The 17,772-nt window shown below is 73.0% G+C and carries 15 protein-coding genes and 2 pseudogenes; 7 read left to right on the top strand and 10 right to left on the bottom strand.

Annotated elements, in window-relative coordinates; all coding sequences use genetic code 11:
- Positions 1-45: 45 nt before the first annotated feature.
- The 6 genes and pseudogenes from WBK50_RS22770 to WBK50_RS22745 form a co-directional block, all read right to left on the bottom strand.
- Positions 46-411 (bottom strand): Rieske (2Fe-2S) protein, encoded by a 366-nt coding sequence (locus WBK50_RS22770; RefSeq protein WP_341337548.1) that lies wholly within the window; start codon positions 409-411, stop codon positions 46-48.
- A pseudogene (locus WBK50_RS22765) lies at positions 411-635 on the bottom strand (tautomerase family protein); the annotation flags it as partial. The pseudogene WBK50_RS22765 and the gene WBK50_RS22770, both read right to left, overlap by 1 nt.
- Before the next feature lie 56 nt (positions 636-691).
- A complete protein-coding gene (locus WBK50_RS22760) occupies positions 692-1,450 on the bottom strand; it encodes a 2-keto-4-pentenoate hydratase (protein WP_341337547.1) in 759 nt (252 codons plus the stop codon).
- Positions 1,447-2,244, bottom strand: coding sequence for a 2-keto-4-pentenoate hydratase (locus WBK50_RS22755; protein ID WP_341337546.1), 798 nt, complete (start codon positions 2,242-2,244; stop codon positions 1,447-1,449). Before WBK50_RS22755 ends, WBK50_RS22760 begins: the two co-directional genes overlap by 4 nt.
- 127 nt (positions 2,245-2,371) lie before the next feature.
- Positions 2,372-3,163, bottom strand: coding sequence for an IclR family transcriptional regulator (locus WBK50_RS22750; RefSeq protein WP_341337545.1), 792 nt, complete (start codon positions 3,161-3,163; stop codon positions 2,372-2,374).
- Positions 3,160-3,870 (bottom strand): hypothetical protein, encoded by a 711-nt coding sequence (locus WBK50_RS22745; RefSeq protein WP_341337544.1) that lies wholly within the window; start codon positions 3,868-3,870, stop codon positions 3,160-3,162. The genes WBK50_RS22750 and WBK50_RS22745 overlap by 4 nt, the downstream gene beginning before the upstream one ends.
- A gap of 109 nt (positions 3,871-3,979) precedes the next feature.
- Here WBK50_RS22745 and WBK50_RS22740 point away from each other — a divergent pair, with 109 nt between their 5' ends.
- The 7 genes and pseudogenes from WBK50_RS22740 to WBK50_RS22710 all read left to right on the top strand — a co-directional run bounded on the left by WBK50_RS22740 (position 3,980) and on the right by WBK50_RS22710 (position 12,745).
- Positions 3,980-4,894: a catechol 2,3-dioxygenase gene (locus WBK50_RS22740; protein ID WP_341337543.1), complete on the top strand. Its 915-nt coding sequence runs from the start codon at positions 3,980-3,982 to the stop codon at positions 4,892-4,894.
- 10 nt (positions 4,895-4,904) lie between these two features.
- A complete protein-coding gene (locus tag WBK50_RS22735) occupies positions 4,905-5,834 on the top strand; it encodes a catechol 2,3-dioxygenase (protein WP_341337542.1) in 930 nt (309 codons plus the stop codon).
- Between the two features lie 37 nt (positions 5,835-5,871).
- On the top strand, positions 5,872-6,936 hold the full coding sequence (locus tag WBK50_RS22730) for a histidine phosphatase family protein (protein ID WP_341337541.1): 1,065 nt from the start codon (positions 5,872-5,874) through the stop codon (positions 6,934-6,936).
- 146 nt (positions 6,937-7,082) lie between these two features.
- Positions 7,083-7,148: pseudogene (locus tag WBK50_RS22725) on the top strand (hypothetical protein); the annotation flags it as partial.
- Positions 7,149-7,160: 12 nt separating this feature from the next.
- Positions 7,161-7,793 (top strand): IclR family transcriptional regulator, encoded by a 633-nt coding sequence (locus tag WBK50_RS22720; RefSeq protein WP_341337540.1) that lies wholly within the window; start codon positions 7,161-7,163, stop codon positions 7,791-7,793.
- 72 nt (positions 7,794-7,865) lie between these two features.
- Complete coding sequence (locus WBK50_RS22715; RefSeq protein ID WP_341337539.1) at positions 7,866-11,297, top strand: indolepyruvate ferredoxin oxidoreductase family protein; 3,432 nt, start codon at positions 7,866-7,868, stop codon at positions 11,295-11,297.
- Positions 11,298-11,890: 593 nt separating this feature from the next.
- Complete coding sequence (locus WBK50_RS22710) at positions 11,891-12,745, top strand: M23 family metallopeptidase (RefSeq protein WP_341337538.1); 855 nt, start codon at positions 11,891-11,893, stop codon at positions 12,743-12,745.
- Between the two features lie 10 nt (positions 12,746-12,755).
- Here the strand turns inward: WBK50_RS22710 and WBK50_RS22705 are convergent, their stop codons facing one another.
- From WBK50_RS22705 to WBK50_RS22690, 4 genes are read right to left on the bottom strand one after another with little or no spacing between them, the layout of a single operon-like run.
- Positions 12,756-14,213: a GntP family permease gene (locus WBK50_RS22705; protein ID WP_341337537.1), complete on the bottom strand. Its 1,458-nt coding sequence runs from the start codon at positions 14,211-14,213 to the stop codon at positions 12,756-12,758.
- Entirely contained in the window at positions 14,213-14,839 is a 627-nt protein-coding gene (locus tag WBK50_RS22700; protein ID WP_341337536.1) for a bifunctional 4-hydroxy-2-oxoglutarate aldolase/2-dehydro-3-deoxy-phosphogluconate aldolase, read from the bottom strand. The genes WBK50_RS22705 and WBK50_RS22700 overlap by 1 nt, the downstream gene beginning before the upstream one ends.
- Positions 14,836-16,416, bottom strand: coding sequence for an N-acyl-D-amino-acid deacylase family protein (locus WBK50_RS22695; RefSeq protein WP_341337535.1), 1,581 nt, complete (start codon positions 16,414-16,416; stop codon positions 14,836-14,838). Before WBK50_RS22695 ends, WBK50_RS22700 begins: the two co-directional genes overlap by 4 nt.
- Positions 16,416-17,681, bottom strand: coding sequence for an alanine racemase (locus WBK50_RS22690; RefSeq protein ID WP_341337534.1), 1,266 nt, complete (start codon positions 17,679-17,681; stop codon positions 16,416-16,418). The genes WBK50_RS22695 and WBK50_RS22690 overlap by 1 nt, the downstream gene beginning before the upstream one ends.
- Positions 17,682-17,772 lie beyond the last annotated feature (91 nt).

The following is a 17,772-nucleotide window of genomic DNA, read 5'->3' as shown; positions in this document are numbered from 1 at the left end:
CACGGCGTCGTGATCCTCGGTGATCGGCGGGCGGGTCCCTGCAGGTCAGGCGTCGCCGCGGGCGTGCGCCCGGAGCCGCTCCGCCCAGGACAGCGCCGCCGCGGGCTCGCCCACGTCCGCGAACCACGCCCCGTCCCGCTCGAGCACGGGGTAGACCCCGAGCCGGTGCCGGGGCGAGGCGTCGCACTCGCCGGTCTCGAGGTCGAAGCGGTACCAGTGCCAGGGGCAGGTCACGGTCGCGCCGCGCCCCTGTCCCTCTCCGCTACGCAGCCAGCCCTGGTCGAGGGGGCCCTTGTTGTGCGGGCAGAGCGCGTCGGTGACCCGGTAGCCGCCGGCGTCGGCGAACACCGCGAAGGTCCGGCCGTCGTCGCTGGTGACGACGCCCGGACCGTCCAGCCGGACCAGGCTCACTACCTGCGCCCGGACGCCCGCAGCTCCGCGAGGGTCTCGCCGCCCACGAACCAGTGCTCCGGCTCGCACTCGGTGAGGACCACGCGGATGGACTCGCGCTTCGCCCCGATCGATTTCTCGGCGGCGTCGGTCAGCGCCTGGCCCAGGGCCTGGAGCTGCTCCGGCGTGCGCCCGCGCCCGATCGTCACCTGGATCAACGGCATGTCGCGTCCTCCCTGCTCACCCCGCCCTGTGCGCGTGAAACCTCGCTAGAACGAGGTTCCACGCGCACAGGTGGGCTCTACCTGCAGCCGAGCTCGACGGTGCCGAGCCGGTCGATCGAGGCGACGACCACGTCGCCCGGGGCCACCGGGACCGCGGCGGTGAGGCCGCCGGACAGCACGATCTCGCCCGCGCTCAGCCCCTCGCCGTCGGCGGCGAGCTGGCGGACCAGCCACGCCACCGCGGCGGCCGGGTGGCCGAGCGAGGCGGCCCCCGACGCCGTCGCGACGACCTTGCCGTTCTTCTCCAGCACCACGCCGACCAGCCGGAGGTCGATCGACCCGGGCGGGACGGGCGTGCCGACCACGAACCGGCCGGCCGACGTGTTGTCCGCGACGACGTCGGCCATCGTGAACCTGTAGTCGGTGTAGCGGGAGTCGAGGACCTCGATACCGACGGCCACGCCGGACGAGGCCGCGACGACGTCGGACGCCGTGACGTGCGGTCCGGCGAGGTCACGGCCCAGGACGAACACGATCTCCGGTTCGCAGCGCGGCTGGATCAGCGCGGAGGTGTCGAGCGGCTCCCCGAGGTCGACGGCGTTGGCCCCGGCCAGGAAGCCGAACACCGGGTCGCTGACGCCGACCTGCGCCTGCTTCGCCCGGCTCGTGACGCCGAGCTTCCAGCCGACGAGCGGGCCCGCGGCGTCGCGCAGCTCGCGTTGCACCTGGTAGGCGGTGGTGAGGTCGAGCTCGGGGACGTCCGCGGAGAGCTGCTCGATGGCGGTGCGGTCCGCGACGGCCTTGCTCAGCCGGGCCGCGAGTTCGGACACGTTCATGCGTTGCCTCCCGCGCCGACGCGGATCGTGACCGGGCCCAGCCGGTCGAACTCGGCCCGGAACACGTCGCCGGGCGTCATCGGGACCGCCGCGTGCAGCGCGCCCGTCATCACCAGGTGGCCGGGTTCGAGCGCGATGCCGTTCTCGCCCAGCACGTTCGCCAGCCAGGCGACGACCGCCACCGGGTCCCCGAGCGCCGCGGCACCCGCGCCGGTGTCGATCAGCTCGCCGTTGCGGGTGAGGGTCATCCCGATCAGCCGGGTGTCCAGGTCCTCGACCGGCACGATCCGGCTCGACGTCGCCATCGCCCCGTTCGACGCCAGGTCCGCGACCGTGTCCGCGAGCTTGATCCGCCAGTCCGCGATCCGCGAGTCGACGATCTCCATGCCCGCCACGGCGCCGGCGATCGCGGCCCGGGCCTGCGTCACCGTGACGCCCGGGCCCTGCAGCCGCTCACCGAGCACGAAGAGGATCTCCGCCTCGACCTTCGGCGCGATGAACCGGTCGAGCGGGATCTCGTCCCCGTCGCGGTAGACGGTGGAGGCGAGGACGGGGCCGTAGTCCGGGGAGTCGACGCCGACCATCTTCTGCATCGGCTCCGAGGTCAGACCGACCTTGTAGCCGACCACGCTGTCTCCGTCCGCGAGGAGCAGCGCCACCAGCTCCTTCTGCACCGCGTAGCCGTCCGCCATGCCGAGCGACGGGTCGTCGTCGGTGAAGGGCGGGATCGGGATGCGGGTGCGGCGGGCGTCGTACAGCGCCTGCGCCTTCTCGCGGGCGTCCGTCACGGGCATCGCAGGCCTCTCCTCGTCGTTCGAAGTCCGAGATCATCCTGTCGTCCGGGGCGCACCTCGTCACCGCCCCCGTTCCGCTCACCGGAACCCACGGTCGCGCGAGTCGAGGCACGCGGTGGCCTCGCGTTCACGCACCCCGTCCGTCGCGTTCGGCGGGCTCGGGCGACCAGCCCAGACGCCGGGAGATCGCCTCCCCCGCCTCGACGAGCGAGCGCGCATGCCGCCGCCGGGCCGCGGCGCCGAACCGGGCTCCCGGGGCGCCGATCGAGAGGGCCGCGACGACGTCGCCGTAGCGGTCCCGGACGGGCGCCGCGATCGACGCGATCCCGATCTCCCGCTCGTCCACCGCCTCCGCCCAGCCGCGGGCCCGGACGGTCGCGAGCTCGTCCCGCAGTGTCCCGGGCTCGACGAGCGTGTGCGGGGTCAGCGCGGCGAAGGGCCCGGCGAGGCGGTCCTCGCGCTCCGCCTCGGGCAGGTGCGCGAGCAGCACCTTCCCGGAACTGGTGCAGTGCGCGGGGACCCGGCGGCCGGTCTCGGTGAACAGGCGCAGCGAGTGGGCGCTCTCCAGGCGGTCCACGTAGACGACCTCGACGCCGTCGAGCACCCCGATCTGACAGGTCTCGCCGGTCTCGTCGCGCAGGTGGGCGAGCACCGGGCCGGCCGCGGCGTGCAGGTCCATGTGGACCTTGACCGCCTCGCCGAGCTCGACCATGACGACGCCGAGCCGGTAACCACCGGTGTGCGGGTCCTGCTCGATCATGCCCTCGCCCGCGAGGGTGACGAGGAGCCGGTGGACGACGGATTTGTGCAGGCCCAGGCGTCGCGCGAGCTCCGAGACGCCGAGGGTGGCCTCGCGGGTGCGGAAGGCCTTCAGGAGGCGGGCGGCGTTGGTGACGGTGGCGAGGGGGGCGTCCGTCATGAGGGGGGCTCCGGCGGCCTCGGGGTCCAGTCGCGGCGGCCGCCGAGGGAGGTGAGGAGGGCCTTGCGGACCTCGTCCGGGTCCGGCGTCGCGCTCTCCGCCAGGGCCGCCACCGCCGGGTCCCGGGGGGCGATGGCGCGGGCCAGCAACGCCTGGGCGCGGGGGAGGCCGGCCACCGAGGCACCCACCAGCTCGTCGACGAGGGACTCCCGGCCGCGGACCCGGCTGCGGATGGTGTCGAAGTCCCGGATCGCGGCCGAGTGGCCGCTCGCCAGGCCCGAGCCGACGTGGCCCGCGTGGTGCGGCGTCAGGCCCGAGCCGGGCTGCGCGACCACGTGGTAGACGGTCGTCTGCAGCCCGAGAGCGTGTCTGACCTCGGCGTACTGCGGTTCGACGGACTCGTCGACCAGCCCGAGTGCCGGCACGACGACCGGGTCGTAGAAGCGGAGGGTCCACTGCAGGCCCGGCAGCGCGCCGGTGTGCTGCACCTCCTGGCCGCGGAGCGGGCCGAGATCCTCCCGCGTCGCGAGCAGGTGCAGGTTGCGCACCCCGATCGCCACCACGTGCAGCGGACCGCCGGTGAGCAACGGCATCCGGCCGCGGGCGGCGGGCGGGAACGTGTCCGCCTGGGCGAGGTAGGAGCGGTGCAGGGCGGTGACGTACTCGGCGACGGCCTCGCGCATCCGCATCGGATCGGTCTGGGTCATGCGACGTCCGTTCTGATTTCCGGAACGGGTGGGCTTCCTTCCGGAACGCTAGGCCGCCTACGGTCGCACCGTCAACCCGCCGGCACCGCTGCTGAGAGAGGGGCTACCCGTGGGGATCCTGCGCCTCGCCCACATCGACGTCCGCACACCCGACCTGGACCTCGCCACCGCGTACTACTCCGAGGTCATGGGCCTGCAGACCGTGCAGCGCGACGCCGAGACCGTCTACTTCAAGTGCTGGGACGAGGAGGACCACCACTCGTTGCGCATGCGCTACAACCCGCGCACCGGAATGGACTCCTTCACCTTCCGCGTCGAGTCCGAGGACGACCTGCACGACTTCGAGAAGAAGGTCGAGGCCTACGGCTGCCCCACGACGCGCGTCTCCAAGGGCGCCGCGGTCGGCCAGGGCGAGTCGATCAGGTTCGAGGTGCCCTCGGGCCAGATCATGGAGCTGGTCTGGGACATCGAGAAGACCGGGAACATCCTCGGCAAGCACAACCCGAGCCCGACGCCGCCGCCGGACCTGCCGGGCATCGCGCCGCCGCGGATGGACCACATGCTGGTCAACGCCGAGGAGGTCGCCGAGGCCGCGTCGTTCTTCATCGACGTGCTGGGCATGCGGATGACCGAACAGATCCTCGACGGCAACGGCCACCAGCTCGGCGTCTGGATGGCCGGCCGGACGAACTCCCCGCACGACATCGCGATCGTCAACGGACCCAACGGCGCGCTGCACCACTGGGCCTACTGGCTCGACGACTGGGACCACGTCCGCAAGGCCGCGGACACCCTCGCCTACAACGGCGTGCAGATCGACCAGGGCCCGACCAGGCACGGCATCACCCGCGGCAACACCATCTACTTCTTCGACCCGCTGGGCATCCGCAACGAGGTCTTCACCGGCGGCTACTGGGTGGACCCGGACACCGAGATCATCACCTGGACCGAGGACAACTTCGGCAAGGGCCTCTTCTACTACGAGAACGTCGTCAGCCAGCGCTTCATGCGGATGCACACCTGAGGAGCTCATCGTGACCGACCGAATCCTGCGGCTGCAGCACGTCGAGATCCGCGTCCCGGACCTGGAGCTGTGCACCGCCTACTACACCGAGGTCCTCGGCCTGATCGAGACGGCGCGCGACCAGAAGGACGGCACCGAGCGCGTCTTCCTCAAGTGCTGGGACGAGCGCGAGCACCACTCGGTGATCCTGCGCCAGGCCCCGACCTACGGCCTGGACCACATGTCGTTCAAGGTCCGCGACGCCGAGGACCTGGACTACTTCACGGACCGGCTGCAGGCCGCCAGCGTGCCGGTGAAGCGGTTCGCCGCCCGCGAGCTGGGACCGGGCTGGGGTGAGGCGATCCGCTTCGACTCGCCGTCCGGGCACCTCGTCGAGCTGGTCCACGGCATGGAGCGGGTCGGAAACATGCTGCCGATGACCAACCCCCCGCCCCGCCCGCAGGACCTGGTGGGGATCGCGCCGCCGCGGCTGGACCACGTGTTCGTCATGGCCGAGGACGTCGGCGAGTTCACCCGCTTCTTCACCGAGCTGCTGGAGTTCCGGCTCACCGAGCAGATCGTGGCCAACGACGGCCACCAGCTCGCGACGTTCCTGGAGCACAGCCACACCCCGCACGACATCGCGGTGATCACCGGTCCGAACGGCGCGCTGCACCACTTCGCGTTCTGGATGGACGACTGGAACGGCATCCGGGACGCCGCGGACACCCTCGCCTACCACGGCGTGACGATCGACGTGGCGCCCACGCGGCACGGCGTGACCCGCGGCTACACGACCTACTTCTTCGACCCGGTGGGCAACCGCAACGAGCTCTTCACCGGCGGCTACTGGGTGGACCCGGACTTCGAGCCGATCACCTGGACCGAGGAGGAGATGGGCCGGGCGATCTTCTACTACCACCGCCAGGTCAACGAGCGCTTCTTCACGGTGCACTCATGAGCCGCGCCGACGTTCTTCTTCCCGCGGAGGCGCAGTCGTGACGGCCACGGACCCGCGCAGGATCGACCGGTACGAGGCGCCCAACTACCTCGCGAAGTACCGGGACCGGCAGACCCGCAAGGGCGTGGACGGCAACGGGTCGAGCCGGTCGTACGCCGCGCCCGTCGAACCGGGGGCCGCGGAGGAGGCGCCCGACTCGGCGCCGCTCTACCTCCGGCGGTTCCGGGAGCGGGCCTCGTCCGCGCCCACGGTCGTCGAGTACGAGGGGAAGTCCTTCACCCCCGCGCTCGCCGAGGCCACCCGGGGCAAGGAGGTCGCGGCGCCGGTCGAGCGCAAGGCGTCGGAGAAGATCGTCTGCGAGATCTCGATCATCCGGCACGGCATCACCCAGGGCTACTCCACCGATGCGGGCCTGACGCCGATGGGCGGTTGGCAGGCCCACCGCCGCGGCCACGAGCTGGCCCGGCGCTGGGACTCCGGGGACAAGGTCCGGCTCGTCTGCGCGAACACCAACCGCGCCCGGCAGACCGCGGAGCAGATCCACCGCGGCGCGCTCGACGGGCTGCAGATGTGGGGTCACGACGTCGAGCTGTCCGAGCCCGAACCCATCCCGGAGCTGCGGAACTTCGGGGTCTGGACCCCGGACGGCCTGCGCGACGTGACGTCGGCCTTCCGGCAGTACCAGTCGACGATGGAGAAGCTCGAGCGGATGGCGATGGGCGACCGCCCGCGCTGGCTGGTCGAGATCGACCGCTTCTACCGGACCCAGCTCGGCGGGGCGGACCCGATCGAGATGTGGCTGACCATCCCGATGATGTACTTCGAGCCGCCCGCGCTGTGCGTGCGGCGGTTCTGGCGGGGGTTCCACCGGCTGATGAGCGAGTCGCCCGATCACCGGCGGATCGTCGCGGCCACCCATTCGGGGCCGATGCGGGCGTTCGCGACCTGGGCGCACGGCTACGACCCGGGCGAGCCCTTGAACACCGAGGAGATCCGGGTCAAGCTCCGCGAGGGTGGCAAGACCGCGTTCGTCTCCTACCGCAACCGCGTGACCGAGGTGCACGTCCCGCCCGCAGACGAGTTCCCCGCCTGGGAGGCCTGACGCGATATGACGCTCACCGCCAGTGAAGTCGGCGCAGCGCTCGAGAACGCACCACCCCTGCTGGTCCCGGACGGCCCGGTGCCCGAGGCGCCGGACGCCCAGGACGGCCCGCTCCGCTCGGTCGCGATCGCGATGGCCGTCCTGGACTGCTTCGGCGACGAGGCCGAGCTGGGGCGACGAAGGTCGCGCAGCGGCTCGGCGTCGCGAAGAGCACGGCCTGCCGGATGCTGGCGGCGCTGGCCTCCGGCGGCCTCCTGGAGCGGACGCCCGGCGGCCGCTACCGGCTGGGCCTGCGGCTCTTCGAGATCGGGCAGCTCGCCGTCGACCGGTTGATGCTGCGCGAGCTGTCCCTGCCGGTGCTCGGCGAGCTGCGGGAGATCCTGCGGGAGACCGCGCAGCTCGCGATCCCGGTCGGGGCGGACGTGCTCTACGTCGACCGGCTGGAGGGTGCCGGGGCCGGGACGATGTTCCACACCGAGATGTACCGGCGCGGGCCCGGCCACTCGTCGAGCGCGGGCAAGGCGATGGCCGCGGTGAACCCGGCGATGGCGCGGGCGATCCTCGAGCGCGGGTTCGAGCGGAAGACACCGTTCACGATCGTCGACCCCGCGCGGTACCGGCAGGTCCTCGTGCAGGTCCGGACGGACGGGTACGCGGCGTCGCGGGAGGAGCACACGATCGGCATGTCGTCGGTCGCGGCGCCGGTCGTCGTCACGCGCGGGGACCGGCGGGTGGCGGTCGCGGCGATCTCGGTGGTCGGGTCGACGTCCCGTGTCCTCGGGGCGCGGAAGGTCGCGGTGGTACAGAGTGTCCGCAGGGCCGCGGCCACGGTGTCCGCGATGCTCGCGAACTGCTGACGCCCGTGCGCGGTGAGTGGTGCCCCGACACCACTCACCGCGCACGGGCCGAACGAAGTGAGGCTCGAGGCGATGACGCTCGAAGACACCACCCCGCACGCCCAGGTCGACTTCGACCTGGGCGCCCGCTACCGCGCCGGGGCCGGCCCCGTGCTGGTCACGGGAGTGCAGGCGATCGCCCGGCTGCTGGTCGAGCAGCACGCCGCGGACGCCGCGGCCGGGCTGCGCACCGCCTCGTTCGTGTCCGGGTACCAGGGCAGCCCGCTCGGCGGGCTGGACAAGACGCTGGCCGCCGCGCCCGAGCTGAAGGAGACGGCCGGGCTGGAGTTCGTCCCCGGGTTGAACGAGGAGCTCGCCGCGACCGCGATCTGGGGCAGCCAGGTCGAGGTGCCCGGGCACCCGCGGACCGTCGACGGCGCCGTCGGGGTCTGGTACGGCAAGGCGCCGGGTGTCGACCGGGCCGGGGACCCGTTCCGGCACGGCAACATGTGCGGCGCCCACCCGTCCGGCGGCGTGCTCGTCCTCGCCGGCGACGACCCGAGCTGCAAGTCCTCCACGATCCCCTGCATCTCCGAGCGCACCCTCGCCGGCTTCGGCCTGCCCGTCCTCTACCCCTCCGACGCCGCGGAGATCGTCCGGCTCGGCCGCTACGGGATCGCGATGTCCCGGGCGTCCGGCATGTGGGTCGGCATGAAGATCACCGCCGACGTGGCGGACGGCGTCTACACCCTCGACGGCGCACCCGACGTCCCGATCACCGTCCCCGAGCTGGAGTGGGACGGGCGGCCGTGGGAGTACCGGCAGATCCCGATGCTCGTGCCGCCCGCGTCGCTCGAGGCCGAGGCGCAGATGTACGGGCCGCGCTGGGCGATGCTGCGGGAGTTCCTCGCGGCGAACCCGATCAACACGGTCGAGGACGCGGCGCCCGGCGCGCGGATCGGGATCGTGGCCGGTGGGAAGGCGTTCACGGACGTCCGGCAGGCGTTGCGGGACCTCGGGGTGGCCGACGGCGCCGTCCGGCTGCTGAAGCTCGGCATGATCCACCCGCTGGACCGCGGACAGCTGCGCGAGTTCGCCGCAGGGCTCGAGACCGTGCTGGTCGTGGAGGAGAAGTCGCCGTTCGTCGAGTCCGCCGTGCGCGACGTGCTCTACGGGCTCGCCGACGCGCCCGCCGTGATCGGGTCCGCCGACGAGAACGGGGCGCCGCTGGTCCCGGTCGCGGGCGAGCTGACGGCCGGGGCCCTGACGGGGCCGCTGCGCCGGGTGCTCGGTGAGCTGGCCCCGGACCCGGGGGCCCGCCGCGAACCGCCGAAGCTCGAGCTCCTGCCCGTGGCCCGGACGCCCTACTTCTGCTCCGGCTGTCCGCACAACCGCTCGACCGTCGTCCCCGAGGGCGCGGTCGCCGGCGGCGGGATCGGCTGCCACGCGATGGTCGCGCTGACCCACCGCGAGTCCAGCGAGGTCACGTCGATCACGCAGATGGGCGGGGAGGGCGCGCAGTGGATCGGGCAGTCCCCGTTCACCACCGCCGGGCACATGTTCCAGAACATGGGCGACGGGACGTTCGCGCACTCCGGGCAGCTCGCCGTCCAGGCCTGCGTCGCCGCGGGCGTCACGATCACCTACAAGCTCCTCTACAACCGCGCCGTCGCGATGACGGGCGGGCAGGACGCCGAGGGCGGCCTCGAGGTGCCCGAGCTCGCGGCGAAGCTGCTGGCCGAGGGCGTCACGAGGATCATCGTGTGCGCGGACGAGCCGGAGCGTTTCCGCGCGCTGACGCCGCTGCCGCGCGGGGTGGACCTGTGGCACCGGGACCGGCTCGACGAGGCGCAGCAGGTGCTCGGTTCCACCGAGGGCGTCACCGTGCTGGTCTACGACCAGCGCTGCGCCGCGGAGTCCCGGCGGCTGCGCAAGCGTGGGGCGATCCCGGTCCGGGCGACCCGTGTCGTGATCAACGAAGCGGTCTGCGAGGGCTGCGGGGACTGCGGTGTGAAGTCCAACTGCCTGTCCGTGCAGCCCGTCGACACGGAGTTCGGGCGCAAGACCCGGATCGACCAGACGTCCTGCAACACGGACTACTCGTGCCTGGCGGGCGACTGTCCGTCGTTCGTGACGGTGGAGGCGCCCGCTCGTTCGGCCGCGTCCCGCCCCGAGCGTCGCGAGCCGCCGGTGGTCCCCGACGTGACCTCGCGCCGGGAGGGGGACGTCTTCCTCGCCGGCATCGGCGGCACCGGCATCGTCACCGTGAACCAGGTGCTCGGCTCGGCCGCGATCCGCGACGGGCTCGCGGTCCACGGCGTCGACCAGACCGGGCTCTCGCAGAAGGCCGGGCCGGTCGTCTCGCACCTGCGGATCGCCGCGGACGAGGCCGCGCTCGGCCCGGCCAACCGGGTCGGCAGCGCACAGGCCGCCTGCTACCTCGCCTTCGACGTCCTGGTCGGCGCGGACGGGAAGTACCTCACCTACGCCTCCCCGGACTCGACGACCGCGGTCGTCTCGACCAGCCCGGTCCCGACCGGCACGATGGTGCGGGACGCGACGGCCACCGCACCGGACGTCGACGGGCTGGTGGCGCGGATCGCCGGCACGTCCCGCGAGGTGGTGCAGCTCGACGCCCAGGCGGCCGCGCAGGCCCTCTTCGGTGACACGATGCCCGCGAACCTGCTGCTCGTGGGCGCGGCGTACCAGTCGGGGGCGCTGCCGCTGTCCGCCGCGGCGATCGAGTGGGCGATCGAGCTCAACGGCGTCGCGGTCGCGGCCAACACCGCGGCGTTCCGGTGGGGACGCGTGGCGGTCGCGGACCCCGAGGCCTTCGCGGCGGCGACGCCCCGGCCGGCGGCGGTGGCGACGGCACCCGGGCTGCCCGCGTCGATCTCGCTCGGAGAGCTGGCGGGGGAGACCCGGCGGCTCGTCGAGGTGCGGGCGGCGCAGCTGGTCGGGTACCAGGGCGAGCGGACGGCGCGCCGCTACGTCGCGGACGTCGTCACGGTGTGGCGTGCCGAGCAGCGGGTGGGTTCCGGGACGGCGTTCTCCGAGGCCGTGGCGCGGGGCCTGCACCGGCTGACCGCGTACAAGGACGAGTACGAGGTCGCCCGGCTGCTGACCGACCCCGCCTTTGAGGCGGCGCTCGCCGCAGAGGTGCCGGGTGGGGCGAAGCTCCGCTACCGGCTGCACCCGCCGATCCTCAAGGCGCTCGGCCGGGACCGGAAGATCGCGTTCGGGCCGTGGATGAAGCCGGTGCTGACCCAGCTCGCCCGCGGCAAGGTGCTGCGGGGAACGCCGCTGGACCCGTTCGGCCGGACCGAGATCCGCAAGCTGGAGCGGGAGCTGCGGGACGAGTACCGGGCGATGGTGCTGCGGCTCGCCGCGGGCCTGACGCCCGAGTCGTACGAGAGCGCGGCAGCCGCGGCGGAGGCGGCCGACCTGGTGCGGGGGTACGAGGACGTCAAGCTCGCGGGGGTCGCGCGGTACCGGGCGCGGCTCGCGGAGCTCGGAATCGGCTGAGGCCCGCGCGCTTCGGCGCGTCGCGCGGTGTCGTCCGCGCGTGTGGGGCAGATCAACGCGCGCGAAGCTTGACGAGCTCACCTGGTGGAGTCCGCTGGCGGTCCTCCACGAGGCCGGGCGCGACGGGCGGGCGTGCGGCGCGTGACGCACAGCACCGGTTGTCACACTGAGTTACGATCGACGTACGAAGAGCAGTGTTGGGTGCGAAAACGGGTTGCTCCCTGCGCCGAACGGGAACGCTTGCCCGGCGTGTCCTCGCGACGCGCCGGTTTCGACCGCTCGGCGCCGTCCACGATCCGGTGGTCCTGCCGGAGGCAACCTCTGTCTGGCCGGGCGTGTTTTCGCCGCTACGTTCCATCCCGGATCACGGCGCGGTCACGAAACGGACACGAGTCGAACCCCAGTCGCTCGCCCGCTCCCCACGGGTCGTCCGGCCGCCGGTGATCCGGAAGGAAAGACGTGGCACGGCATCGCTCCCCCGGGGCCGTCGCGCGATCGTCGGTTCCTCGCTGCCCGTCCTCGTGACGGCATCGAGGACCGGCGACACGCTCCGGTCCGCCACCCCAGGGCTCACCCCGTCCCTGCTCGCCCGCATGGCTGCGGTCACCGTCGCCGGTGGCACCTTGGCCGCGGCGGGCCAGGCCGCCTACGCCGGCACCCTCCCGGACATCGGCGTGGGCACCATGCTGCTCGGCGCCGCCGAGTTCACGACGACGGACGCCCTCGCCGCCGAGGCTCCGGCCCTGCCCCCGATCGGTGCAGAGGCCCCGAGCGGCGCAGCGGCCCAGATCGGTGCGCACCCCCTGCCGAGGGTGGACGGCGCCGCCATCGCGGCCCTCGCCACGGCTCCGGTCGCCGCCGCGCCGGTCGCCGAGTCACCGAACGTCGCGAACCTCGTCAAGGCGGCCGGACCTCACCAGCAGACCGCCGCCGCGACGCAGAAGGCGGCCGAGGCCGTCAAGGCCGTGGACGCCGAGCAGAAGGCCACGGCGCAGGCCGCCGAGCGGCTGAGGACGCAGCAGGCGAACACCGTCGCGGCAGCCGTTCCGGCGGCCGCCGAGGGCGGGGTCCAGATCGTCGTCGGACAGGTCTCGTCCGGGTTCGGCATCCGCGGCGGCGTACCGCACCTGGGCATGGACATCGCCGCGCCGATCGGCACCCCGATCGACGTCCCGCTGGCCGGCACCGTCATCAGCTCCGGCCCGGCCAGCGGTTTCGGCCTCTGGGTCCGGGTACAGCACGCGGACGGCACGATCACCGTCTACGGACACATCAACCGCTCGCTCGTGAGCGTCGGACAGCAGGTGCAGGCCGGCCAGCAGATCGCCGAGGTCGGCAACCGCGGCGAGTCCACCGGCCCGCACCTGCACATCGAGGTCATCACCCCCGATGGGACGAAGATCAACCCCCAGCCGTGGCTGGACGAGCACGGCTTCCGCTACACGTGATCCGCAGGCTCTAGACCACGAGCCAGACGAGGCCGGCCATCGCGAAGCCGACCACGGACAGGATCGTCTCGAGCACCGTCCAGGTCTTCAGCGTGTCCTTCACGGACATGTTGAAGTACTTGGACACGATCCAGAACCCGCCGTCGTTGACGTGGCTGGCGATGATCGAGCCCGCGGACACCGCGACGACGATCAGCGCCACCTGCGCCTGGGAGAACCCGCCGGAGGCGACGGTCGGGCCGATGATCCCGGCCGTCGTCACGATCGCGACCGTCGCCGAGCCCTGCGCGAGCCGCAGCGCCGCGCTGACGAGGTAGGCCGAGACGATCACCGGCAGGCCGATCGCCGTCATCGAACCGGCGAGCGCGTCGCCCACCCCGGTCGCCCGCAGCACCGCGCCGAAGAACGAGCCCGCGCCGACGACGAGCAGGATCATGCCGATCGGCTTCAGGGACTCACCGGTGATCCGGCCCAGCTCGACGACGGTCATGCCCCGCCGGATGCCGAGCAGGTACATCGCCAGCAGCACCGCGATCGTCAGCGCGATCGCCGGCGTGCCGAGGAACAGCAGCACGGAACGGAACTCCGAGCCCTCGGCGAGGGCGATCGTGCCGACCGTCGCGCCCAGAATCAGCACCAGCGGCACGACGATGATCGCGCCGATCAGTCCCACCGACGGCGGACGGGTGCGGACGGCGGTCGCGGTTGCGGTGCCGCCGCCTCCGGCCTGACCGTCGGGGTCGGACGCGGTCGACGGACCGCCGTCGGGCAGCTCGGGGACGTACTCCTCCGGAACCGCGACCTGGATCCGCTTCCCGGCGAACGAGCCCCACCACACCCCGCTGACCAGCCACGCGGGGATGCCGCAGAGCAGGCCCATGATGATGATCCAGCCCATGTCCACGCCCAGCAGCCCGGCCGCGGCCACCGGCCCCGGGTGCGGCGGCAGGAACGCGTGCGTCATGGACAGGCCGGCGAGCATCGGCAGGGCGTAGAGCACCAGCGAGCGCCCACCGCGCTTGGCGGCCACGTAGACGAGCGGCGCGAGCACGAAGATGCCGATGTCGAAGAAGACCGGGATGCCGAGGATGAGGCCGGTCAGGCCCATCGCGAGCGGTGCGCCCTTCGGCCCGAAGAGCTTGAGCAGGCGCGTGGTGAGCACGTCCGCGCCGCCCGAGCGTTCCATGATCGCGCCGAGCACGGTGCCGAGTCCGATGATCGGGGCGATGTGCCCGAGGATGCTGCCGAAGCCCGTCTCCAGCAGCGAGTCCGCGGACTTGATCGGTGTCCCGACCAGCTTCGTGACCGGAAGTCCCGCGACCAGCGCCACCGCGACGCCGACCACGATCAGCGCGATGAACGGTTCGAGTCTCAGCTTGATGATGAGCAGCAGCAGGACCGCCACGCTCACGGCGGCGAGCGTGAGCAGGCCTGCCGTGTCGTGTTGCAGCCAGTCGACGAAGGACATCAGCTCTCCAGCCGTGAAGGGGTGACGGCGGCCGCGAAGGCCCGGGCGCGATCGGTGATCAGATCCCACTCGGCCGCCGCGACGGCCGCCGGGGGGACGACGGAGGACCCGGCACAGACGGCCGAGGCGCCCGCGGCGAGGAACTCCGCGGCGTTGTCCGCGGAGACGCCGCCGGAGGGCAGCAGCCGCGCGTGCGGGTAGGGGCCGAGCAGGTCGCGGAGATAGGCGGGGCCCAGCCGCCCGGCCGGGAAGATCTTGACGGCGCTCGCGCCCAGGTCCATCGCCTCGGCGACCTCGGTGGGGGTGAACGCGCCGAGGTACACCGGGACGCCCGCGGCAACGCCGACGTCGACGACGGCCCGTCGGAGACCCGGGGTGACCAGGAACGTCGCGCCCGCGTCGAGCGCGGCCTTGGCCTGGTTCCCGGTGAGGACGGTCCCGACGCCGAGGTCGACGCCGGGCTCGCCGGCCGCCGCCCGGAGGTGGTCGAGCACGCCCGGCGTGGTGAAGGTGAGCTCGACGGTCCGGATCCCGCCCGCCGCGAGCGCGCGACAGAGCGCGGGGGCGTCCGGGATCCGCTCGGCGCGGACGACCGCGAGCGCGCGGTCCTGCATCAGGTGGGTCATGAGGTGCTCCCGTCCGGCCGGCGGCGCAGCGCGCGCCCGGCCAGGGCGTCGGTCCGGTGCGAGTCCTCGATCGCGAGCTCGCCGTTGACGATCACGTAGGGGATCCCGGCGGCCGGTCGCGCCGGGTCCGCGAACGTCGCGGTGTCCGCCACGACCTCCGGGTCGAACAGGACGAGATCCGCGGCGTAGCCCTCGCGGACGAGGCCGCGGTCGCGCAGGCGGAGCCGGGCCGCGGCCCGTCCGGTCAGGTGCCCGATGCATTCCTCCAGGGAGAACATGCCCAGGTCACGGCAGTAGTGGCCGAGATAGCGCGGGAACGTCCCCCACGCCCGCGGATGCGGTTTGGCGCCGACCAGCAGGCCGTCGCTCCCACCCGTGTGCCGGGCGTGACGCATGATCGCCTGCACGTTCTCCTCGTGCCCGACGTGCTGCAGGATGCCGGTGCCGAGGTCGTCGGCCAGGAGGAGCTCGACGCAGACGTCGAAGGGGTCCTTCCCCTCGGCCAGCTGCCGGATCGTCCGGCCCACGGCGTGGCCGAGCGCCGGGTTCGCGACCCCGCTGATCTCGATCGTCTCCCACTCGGCGACCACGCCGTGGCAGCCGTCGGAGCCGTGGACCTCGAGGTCCGCCCGGATCCGGGCGAGCGCGGCAGGGTCCCGCAGCCGGTCCAGCGTCGCGGTGTGCCCGCCCGCGGACGACCAGCTGGGCAGGATCGCGGACAGCGTCGTCGCGCCGGGCAGGTACGGATAGGTGTCCAGGGTGATGTCCGCGCCCGCCGCGAGGGCGTCGTCGAGCATCGTGATCAGCTCGCCCGCGCGGCCTTTGTTCGGGCCGAAGTTCAGCGTCGCGTGCGAGAGGTGCAGCGGGCAGCCCGCCCGGGTCGTCAGGTCGATCATCTCGGCGTAGGCCTCGAGTGCGCCCCTGCCGTACGAGCGGTGGTGCGGCGCGAAGAACCCGCCGAGCTCACCGACCGTCCGGCAGAGCGCGAGCAGCTCGGAGTTGTCCGCGTACATCCCGGGCGTGTAGGTCAGCCCCGCGGACATGCCGACGGCGCCCTGCTTCATCGCGGTCCGGATGATCCGCTGCATCGCCTCGACGTCCGCGGCGCTCGCGGGCACGTCGTCCCAGCCGCAGACCAGCGCGCGGACGACACCGTGCGGGACGAGGTAGGCGGCGATGCCGCGGTCGAGGCGGTCCAGGTACTCGCCGACGCTGCGCCAGGAGAAGTCGAAGTCCTGCGGATCGGAGTTCCAGCCCGCGATCTTGCGGCGCAGGACGGCGAGCGCGGCGTCGTCGACGGGGGCGTAGGACAGCCCGTCCTGGCCCAGCAGTTCGGTCGTGACGCCCTGGCTGATCTTCGCGAGATGCGCCGGCTCCGTGAGGATCTGCAGGTCCGAGTGGGCGTGCATGTCGATGAAGCCGGGGGCCAGGACGAGCCCGTCCGCGTCGATGACCCGGTCCGCCGTGCCGTCGCCGCCGATCGAGGCGATCACGTCGTCGTCGAGCAGCACGTCCGCGCGGTACCGGGGGCTCTCGGTGCCGTCGACGACGGTGGCCCCGCGGAGGAGGGTGCGCATCAGAAGTAGGTCCTGACCAGGTCGACGACGACCGGGTCGGCCTCCTCGGTGCTCTCGACCACCGGGATCCACCGCCACTTGTCGAAGGCCGTGCACGGGTGGGAGAGGCCGAGCCGCACGACCTGCCCGACGCGGATCGGGTCCTCGGTGCGCAGGAACGCGTGCTGGTCGTTGACGGCGGTGATCTCGCCGGTCAGCGGGGTGGCGGGGGCGCCGAGGGAGTCCGCGAGGAGCTGCGGTTCGGGCAGGCCCTCGTCGAACGGGACGTCCCGCTTCCCGGCGTCGAGCAGCGCCAGGCCCGGCTCGGGGCGGGAGACGACGCGGGCCCAGGTGTGCATCGCGGAACGGAAGGGGGTCGACGCCCCTCGGGAGAAGGGGGAGATGCCGCGGTAGAAGCCGTCGTCGTGCACGAGGTAGGCGCCCGAGCGCAGCAGGACCTGCGTGCGGTCGTCGGCGAGCGGGCCGAGGATGTCCGCGACGTCGTCGAAGTAGGCGCTGCCGCCCGCCGTGACGACGACCTCGTCCGTCTCGTGGCGCAGACTCCGGTGCAGCGCCGCCATGTCCCCGAGGTAGCGCCGCACGGCGTCGAGCGCGGCGGGGGACGCGTCGTGGGCGAGCGCGCCCTCGTAGCCGCTCACGCCGCCGAGCGCGAGGACCGGGCTCGCGACGATCGCCGCCGCGACGGCCTCCGCCTCCGCGCGGCTGCGCGCGCCCGTGCGCCCGCCGGGAGCGCCCAGCTCGACCAGCACGGTGAGCGGCCGGGCGGGCGGCTCCGGGAGCGCCCGCTCCATCGCAGCGACGGTCTCGATCGAGTCCGCCCAGCTCAGGACCTCCAGCTCCGGATCCGCATCGCGCGCCCGCGCGACCATCGCGACGCCGTGCGGATCCACCAGCGCGTTCGCGAGCATGATCCGCCGGAGCCCGGACTCGAGCCCGACCTTGACCTGCGACGGCGTGGCGAGCGTGATGCCCCAGGCGCCGGCCCGCAGCTGGAGGTCCCAGAGGGTCGGCGCCATCGTCGTCTTGCCGTGCGGGGCGAGGCCGACGCCGCGCTCGGCGCACCACGCGGCCATGTGCTCCGCGTTCTCCCGCAGAGCCGATCCGGTGAGCACCAGCAGCGGGGTGCCGAACGCGGAGAGCCGGGGACCGGTCGCGAGGAACTCGCCGACGGTCACGTCGCCCGCCGAATCCGGCAGGGACTTCGCCAGCGGCCCCGGTCGGAGGTCCGTGGCCGCGTGCGCCGGCGGGCTGGTCGTTCCGCTCATGGTGCGTCTCCTCGGACGACAGACACGTTGAACTGATGCGTTGCGTAGGAAGCAACGTACGTTGCAGAATTTGCTGCGCTGGTTGTAGCAT

This window comes from Pseudonocardia sp. T1-2H, from assembly GCF_038039215.1.
Taxonomy (GTDB): domain Bacteria; phylum Actinomycetota; class Actinomycetes; order Mycobacteriales; family Pseudonocardiaceae; genus Pseudonocardia.
Note: the sequence above shows the minus strand (reverse complement) of the source record. Positions and strands in the feature narration are given on the sequence as shown.

Coding starts and splice junctions, on each gene's coding strand:
- WBK50_RS22760 (WP_341337547.1), bottom strand. CDS start 1,450: ATGAACGTGTCCGAACTCGCGGCCCGGCTGAGCAAGGCCGTCGCGGAC.
- WBK50_RS22755 (WP_341337546.1), bottom strand. CDS start 2,244: ATGCCCGTGACGGACGCCCGCGAGAAGGCGCAGGCGCTGTACGACGCC.
- WBK50_RS22750 (WP_341337545.1), bottom strand. CDS start 3,163: ATGACGGACGCCCCCCTCGCCACCGTCACCAACGCCGCCCGCCTCCTG.
- WBK50_RS22745 (WP_341337544.1), bottom strand. CDS start 3,870: ATGACCCAGACCGATCCGATGCGGATGCGCGAGGCCGTCGCCGAGTAC.
- WBK50_RS22720 (WP_341337540.1), top strand. CDS start 7,161: ATGCTGGCGGCGCTGGCCTCCGGCGGCCTCCTGGAGCGGACGCCCGGC.
- WBK50_RS22715 (WP_341337539.1), top strand. CDS start 7,866: ATGACGCTCGAAGACACCACCCCGCACGCCCAGGTCGACTTCGACCTG.
- WBK50_RS22710 (WP_341337538.1), top strand. CDS start 11,891: ATGGCTGCGGTCACCGTCGCCGGTGGCACCTTGGCCGCGGCGGGCCAG.
- WBK50_RS22705 (WP_341337537.1), bottom strand. CDS start 14,213: ATGTCCTTCGTCGACTGGCTGCAACACGACACGGCAGGCCTGCTCACG.
- WBK50_RS22700 (WP_341337536.1), bottom strand. CDS start 14,839: ATGACCCACCTGATGCAGGACCGCGCGCTCGCGGTCGTCCGCGCCGAG.
- WBK50_RS22695 (WP_341337535.1), bottom strand. CDS start 16,416: ATGCGCACCCTCCTCCGCGGGGCCACCGTCGTCGACGGCACCGAGAGC.
- WBK50_RS22690 (WP_341337534.1), bottom strand. CDS start 17,681: ATGAGCGGAACGACCAGCCCGCCGGCGCACGCGGCCACGGACCTCCGA.